Annotated in this window: 5 protein-coding genes; 4 read left to right on the top strand and 1 reads right to left on the bottom strand. The window is 38.0% G+C overall.

The window, feature by feature from the left end; translation table 11 throughout:
* Nucleotides 1-163: 163 nt before the first annotated feature.
* Nucleotides 164-1,261 (bottom strand): PAS domain S-box protein, encoded by a 1,098-nt coding sequence (locus tag ABIQ28_RS06420; RefSeq protein ID WP_348036050.1) that lies wholly within the window; start codon nt 1,259-1,261, stop codon nt 164-166.
* Between the two features lie 209 nt (nt 1,262-1,470).
* On the opposite strand from ABIQ28_RS06420, the gene rpsO reads away from it, so the two are divergent.
* The 4 genes from rpsO to ABIQ28_RS06400 all read left to right on the top strand — a co-directional run bounded on the left by rpsO (nt 1,471) and on the right by ABIQ28_RS06400 (nt 6,413).
* Nucleotides 1,471-1,740, top strand: coding sequence for a 30S ribosomal protein S15 (gene rpsO / locus ABIQ28_RS06415; protein ID WP_348036049.1), 270 nt, complete (start codon nt 1,471-1,473; stop codon nt 1,738-1,740).
* A 320-nt stretch (nt 1,741-2,060) separates the two neighbouring features.
* Complete coding sequence (locus ABIQ28_RS06410) at nt 2,061-4,352, top strand: polyribonucleotide nucleotidyltransferase (protein WP_348036048.1); 2,292 nt, start codon at nt 2,061-2,063, stop codon at nt 4,350-4,352.
* 477 nt (nt 4,353-4,829) lie between these two features.
* Nucleotides 4,830-5,204, top strand: coding sequence for a hypothetical protein (locus ABIQ28_RS06405; RefSeq protein WP_348036047.1), 375 nt, complete (start codon nt 4,830-4,832; stop codon nt 5,202-5,204).
* A 345-nt stretch (nt 5,205-5,549) separates the two neighbouring features.
* Nucleotides 5,550-6,413 carry a sigma-70 family RNA polymerase sigma factor gene (locus tag ABIQ28_RS06400; protein WP_027124342.1) on the top strand — a complete coding sequence of 288 codons (864 nt, stop codon included), beginning with the start codon at nt 5,550-5,552 and terminating at the stop codon, nt 6,411-6,413.
* Nucleotides 6,414-6,576: the final 163 nt, after the last annotated feature.

Genomic DNA, 6,576 nt, shown 5'->3' with positions numbered 1-6,576 from the left:
AGATTTTATCACAGAACGTAAGGATTTGAAAAACAAGATCAATCTTTATATTGATTTGATTACCAATCAGCCCTTGCGCGTTTAAAATTAAAGACCTTTATAAATTAATTTGCCACAACTAAACGATGTTTATTTGTGGCATTTTTCATTAAGGCCATCGACCTTAGGCTTTATGAAGAAACAATCTGAAAGTGGATCCCACATCCACTTGACTTTGAACTTCTATCTTCCCTCCCATGCTTTCCACATGGTTTTTTGTAATGAACAGACCAATGCCAATGGCATCTTCGCGCTGATGAAAGGTCTTTTTAAACTGAAACAGATCATGCCTGTGCGCGTCCATATCAATCCCAAGTCCGTTGTCACTAACTTCCAAAATCACATAATCCTCAGAAACGATCGTACGTAATTGGACGAAAGCACTACGTTTTTCAGAACGGTATTTGATGGCATTGGTCAAAAGATTAAGAATAACGCTATCTAGATAAACAGGAACAGCCAAAACTTCAAGATTTTCATCAACCGCATTAATGATTTCGCATCGCTCATGACGGGCTATGGCACTAATATTATAGATGTTATTGGCCACAAAATCGCTTAAATTTAATGCTGTTAAGCTGTCTTGAGCTGAGAACTGATCTTTCCTGACCTCATTGAGATTAGAAATCGTAGTATCGAGCTGTGCTAAGGCTACTTTAAGCATTTTAAAATTCTCGTCATTTTTGATGCCGTGGAGTTCTTCTTCCATAAACCCAGCAATCATGTTTAAGTTACCGAGATGGCTGCGGATGTCATGGGTTGCAATATGTGCAAAATCCTTAAGTTTTTCATTTTGATTCTTCGCGATTTCGGCCAAGGAATTCATTTGCAAAAGCAATTCCTTATGTTCAGAAATGTCAACCACTTGCGAAATAAAATAAAGCGGCGTACCATCTTCATGAAACTCCAAAGAAACCGATGACAACACCCAAATGATCCGTCCAGTTTTATGGAAATAGCGCTTTTTAATTTGATACCTAGCAATATTGCGTTCCAATAACTGAAACTTCTGTGCCATGGCCACTTCCAAATCATCTTTGTGCGTGATTTCAGGAAAACTCATGGTGTAGAGTTCCTCTTCCGAATACCCCAAAAGCTCCAACAGACTGCGATTGACCTTGACCCATTTATAATCCAAGCCAACAATGGCTATACCATTTGGCGCATTGTCAAAGATGTTTTCAAAGAGCTTATCTTTTATGTTAACTAAATAGCTTGGCATAGTTTTAATAATATATATGAGAAATTCAAAAATAGCAGAGAATCGCGCATGACCTTAACCCATTAACAAATATTTATACCCATTTTCCTACTAATAAACTATCGCAGAATTCTTAACTGGAGCATTATTCCTATTATAATAATTACTATATTTGCAGCTTGGTTCGAAAACCGAATCAATACATAAAAATCATTTACAATAATATTAGCATGTATTTAGATCAAAAAGAAAAAGAAGCCATTTTTACAAAACACGGTAAAGGTGCAAAAGACACAGGTTCAGCAGAAGGACAAATTGCTTTGTTTACCTACAGAATCAATCATTTAACTGAGCACTTGAAAAGAAACCGTAAAGATTTCAATACTGAGCGTTCATTGGTAATGTTAGTTGGTAAACGTCGTGCATTGCTTGACTATCTAATTAAAAAAGATATCTTAAGATATCGTGCCATCATTAAAGAATTAGGATTAAGAAAATAATCACTTCAAAGACCACGCCTTTCAGCGTGGTTTTTTGTTTGCGTTAGGGATTGCAGTGAAAAGCCCACAGCGTTTTACGATTTTTATCGAAAAACGCGAGGACTTGTAACGGAAAGCCCGACCCTTTTTAGGGGAACGCCCAAATAATAATAATAATAATAATTAATATTATATTCCCGCAATCGAAAGCGTCAAACATTCGAGGTAGAAGCAGCGAGATCCCGGAGCAAGCCCGGGACTAAAGGTTTTTCATTGGTCAACACACAACACTACACAACAACAACGCAACGACCATTGTTTAATTTAGAATTAAAAAATTTATGATTCCAAAAGTTTTTAGAGAGGTCATTGACCTTGGTGATGGACGTACAATCTCCATCGAGACCGGAAAATTAGCTAAGCAAGCTCATGGTTCGGTTGTTGTGCAATCAGGCAACTGTATGTTATTATGTACGGTGGTATCCAATTACAAACAAAGTGATGTCGACTTTTTACCATTAACAGTAGATTATCGCGAGAAATTTGCTGCTTCTGGACGTTATCCAGGTGGTTTCTTCAAAAGAGAAGCCAGACCAAGTGACGGTGAAGTTTTAGTGATGCGTTTGGTGGACCGTGTTTTACGCCCCTTATTCCCTGCTGATTATCACGCAGAAACTCAAGTTATGATTCAGTTAATGTCTCATGACGAAAACGTAATGCCAGATGCCATGGCTGGTTTAGCCGCATCTGCTGCAATCCAGTTATCTGACTTTCCTTTTGAGTGTGCCATTTCAGAAGCTCGTGTAGGTCGTGTTAATGGTGAGTTTATCATCAACCCAACCAGAGCACAATTGCTAGAATCTGATCTTGATATCATGGTTGGCGCTTCAGTGGATTCTGTAATGATGGTTGAAGGTGAAATGCATGAAATTTCTGAAGAAGAAATGACAGATGCCATCAAATTTGCTCACGACGCGATTAAAATCCAATGTGAAGCTCAAATTCGTTTGGCAGAAGCCTTTGGCAAAAAACCAACTCGTGAATATGAGCCTGAGCCTACCAATGAGGACCTAGAGAAAAAAGTAAGAGCATTAACTTACGATAAAGTATACGCTGTTGCACGTGCTGCTTCTGCAAAACATGATAGAACTGCTGCTTTTGATGCCATCAAAGAAGAAGTTAAAGCTAGTTTTACTGAAGAAGAATTGGCAGAATATGGCGGAATGGTTTCAAAATACTATTACCAAGCCGAAAAGGATGCCGTTAGAGACTTAACCCTTAATGAAGGTTTACGTTTGGACGGTAGAAAAACGGACGAAATCAGACCAATCTGGTGTGAAATCGACTATTTACCTTCTACGCACGGTTCTTCTATTTTTACACGTGGCGAAACGCAAGCTTTAGCGACGGTAACTTTAGGAACTTCAAGAGAAGCCAATCAAATAGACATGCCATCCTTTGAAGGTGAAGAGCGTTTCTATTTACACTATAACTTCCCTCCTTTTTCAACTGGTGAAGCGAGACCAATTCGTGGTACCTCTCGTCGTGAAGTAGGTCATGGTAACTTGGCACAACGTGCTTTGAAAAACATGATTCCTGCGGATTGTCCTTATACAGTGCGAGTTGTTTCTGAGGTATTAGAATCAAACGGATCGTCTTCAATGGCTACCGTATGTTCAGCTACAATGGCATTGATGGACGCTGGTGTTCAATTGAAAAAACCAGTCTCTGGAATCGCCATGGGATTAATTTCTGATGCTGAATCAGGAAAATATGCTGTATTATCTGACATTTTAGGAGACGAAGATCACTTAGGTGATATGGACTTTAAAGTAACTGGTACGGCTGACGGAATTACTGCCTGTCAAATGGATATTAAGGTTAAAGGATTGTCTTATGAGATTTTAGTGAATGCACTAAAACAAGCTCGTGAAGGCCGTTTACACATCCTTGGTAAACTGATTGAAACTATTGCAGAACCAAATGCAGATGTGAAAGCACATGCTCCAAAAATGATTACCCGTGTGATTCCTAACGAATTCATTGGCGCATTGATTGGACCAGGTGGAAAAGTGATTCAGGAATTACAGAAAGCAACCAAAACTACGATTGTTATCAACGAAGATCCTATTACTGAAGAAGGTATTGTGGAAATTTTAGGTACCAATCAAGAAGGTATTGATGCGGTATTGACTAAAATCGATTCGTTATTGTTCAAACCAACCGTTTGTGGATCTTACATCGTGAAAGTCATTAAAATGTTAGATTTTGGAGCGGTTGTAGAATATGCAGACGCCCCAGGAAACGAAGTGTTATTACACGTCAGTGAATTAGCATGGGAACGTACAGAAAATGTTTCTGACGTCGTGAATATGGGCGATGTTTTTGAAGTGAAATACTTCGGAGTAGATCCTAAAACGCGTAAAGAAAAAGTATCTCGTAAGGCTTTGTTAGAAAAACCAGAAGGTTATGTAGCAAGACCGCCAAGAGAGTCTAATGATAGAGATAACCGAAGTGGTGGTCGTGATAGCCGTGGTGGCTCTCGTGACAGCCGTGGAGGTTCTCGTGACAACAGAGGTCGCGATGATCGTCGTGATGATCGTAAACCAAGAGAAGATAAAAAGGAAGATTAATTTTATTTTATCCTTATAATTTATCCAAACCTGACAGGTTTTAAAAACCTGTCAGGTTTTTTTATACGCTTTTCTGAGAGTAAAATCAATTTGCAAAGCCTTACCCAGTTGTGATCTTCTAATTCTTCTTAATAGAGCTTATTGAACATTCTTCTTCCGAATTTAAAGAGAAGATAAAAGGAAGATTAATTTTCCATTATCTTTTTAAATCTACCCAAACCTCTCAGGTTTTAAAAACCTGAGAGGTTTTTTTTATGTAAATTGGTTTAGGCGGACTGGAGTTTCTCATAACCTATCCATACACTATCCATGGAGTATCCATGGCGTATCCATGGAGTATCTATGGCGAATGACTCGTCCTGAAATAGCTATGACTCGTCCTTGACCCGTCCTGAAATAGCTATACTGTAACCTAACTAAAAAGTTAAAGGCTTGCAAAAACTTGTAATTGTCATTTATTTTATTAGATTATAGGTTATGATTTATACAGATAAAAAGAAGTATTCGGAGATTTTAAGTAATTCTTTAGCTTACTTAAAGAAAATTGGGTTTGAAAATATTCAAGCAGACGCGGAAGGTTATGAAACCCCAAAATCCTATCTCAAAAGAGGTAGTGAGATTGAAGTGACACCAGACATTGTCGCGGAAAAGGAAGGCAGGAAACATTATTTTGAACTCAGTTTGAAATCGGATGAAACCCGCTTATTACAATCAAAATGGTTATTCCTGAAGACCCTCAGTACAATGACCTCTTCCCGTTTTAAAATAATTACGACACGCGGGCATTACAAGTTCACAAATGAGATGTTGGAAGCCATCAACTTATCAGATAAAAAACTGATTAAAATATAATACATCACTATTGTTTGAGAAAAGAATTAAGACCGCTTCGCTACTAGAACAAAGAACAAAGACTCGTTCCGTAAAAGATTGATAACATGGTAATTAAAATTTTAAATCAGCCTCAATTGTTTTAGTTTAAAACTTTTCAGAGAAATTTAACAATGAAGGCTCCTATGACTGGTAACGTTGAAAACCTTTATATACCTATCTTTTAGTAAGTCGCGTAAATTTTAATCGGACATTAATGATAATAAATAATTAATTTTGAATTTCTTGTAACATTTGTGTACTCTTCTACGTATAACTACTTACGAAAGGATTATTCACTATTATAAATAAGAGAGACACATTTAAATGAGACAACTCAAAATTACGAAGCAAGTTACCAATAGGGAAACAGCTTCGCTAGACAAGTATCTTCAAGAAATTGGAAAAGTTGACTTAATTACTGCTGACGAAGAAGTAGAATTGGCACAACGCATTAAAGCTGGCGATCAACTGGCTTTAGAGAAATTAACAAAGGCCAATCTACGTTTTGTTGTATCGGTAGCAAAACAATATCAAAACCAAGGCTTGACATTACCCGATTTAATCAATGAAGGTAATTTAGGCCTTATCAAAGCAGCACAACGTTTTGATGAAACACGTGGTTTCAAATTTATTTCTTATGCGGTATGGTGGATTCGTCAATCCATTTTACAAGCTTTGGCTGAACAATCCCGTATTGTCCGTTTGCCTTTGAATAAAATTGGCTCGATCAACAAAATCAACAAGACCTTTGCTTTTTTAGAGCAAAGTCATGAGCGTCCGCCAAGTGCTGAGGAGATTGCCAAAGAACTGGACATGACCATCAATGATGTGAAAGAGTCCATGAAAAACTCTGGCCGTCACGTATCCATGGATGCGCCGTTGGTTGAAGGTGAAGATTCAAACTTGTACGACGTATTGCGTTCTGGAGAATCTCCAAATCCTGACAGGGATTTGTTGCATGAATCCTTACGTACCGAAATTGAGCGTGCCCTAGAGACCTTAACCCCTCGTGAAGCAGATGTGATTCGTTTGTATTTTGGTTTAGGAGATCAACATCCAATGACTTTGGAAGAAATTGGAGAAACGTTTGATTTAACGCGTGAACGTGTCCGTCAAATTAAAGAAAAAGCAATTCGCAGGTTGAAACATACCTCACGAAGCAAAATATTAAAAACCTACCTTGGGTAGGTTTAAATTCCAAATTTAAAGAGCCAAATTCCAAACGATCATTTTGGAACATCGGCCTTAAATCCCGAAACTTCGGGAGGAATTTGTAAGCAACAAACGGTTGACTCTCTTCGGAGAGATACCCACTTACGTGGGTGCTAAAGCTGTTCGTTTTTTGATTGAT

The organism is Gelidibacter sp. (genome assembly GCF_039916245.1).
Lineage (GTDB): Bacteria > Bacteroidota > Bacteroidia > Flavobacteriales > Flavobacteriaceae > Gelidibacter.
The sequence above is the reverse complement of the archived record's forward strand: the minus strand, read 5'-3'. Positions and strand labels throughout refer to the sequence as shown.

Coding starts and splice junctions, on each gene's coding strand:
- ABIQ28_RS06420 (WP_348036050.1), bottom strand. CDS start 1,261: ATGCCAAGCTATTTAGTTAACATAAAAGATAAGCTCTTTGAAAACATC.
- rpsO (WP_348036049.1), top strand. CDS start 1,471: ATGTATTTAGATCAAAAAGAAAAAGAAGCCATTTTTACAAAACACGGT.
- ABIQ28_RS06410 (WP_348036048.1), top strand. CDS start 2,061: ATGATTCCAAAAGTTTTTAGAGAGGTCATTGACCTTGGTGATGGACGT.
- ABIQ28_RS06405 (WP_348036047.1), top strand. CDS start 4,830: ATGATTTATACAGATAAAAAGAAGTATTCGGAGATTTTAAGTAATTCT.
- ABIQ28_RS06400 (WP_027124342.1), top strand. CDS start 5,550: ATGAGACAACTCAAAATTACGAAGCAAGTTACCAATAGGGAAACAGCT.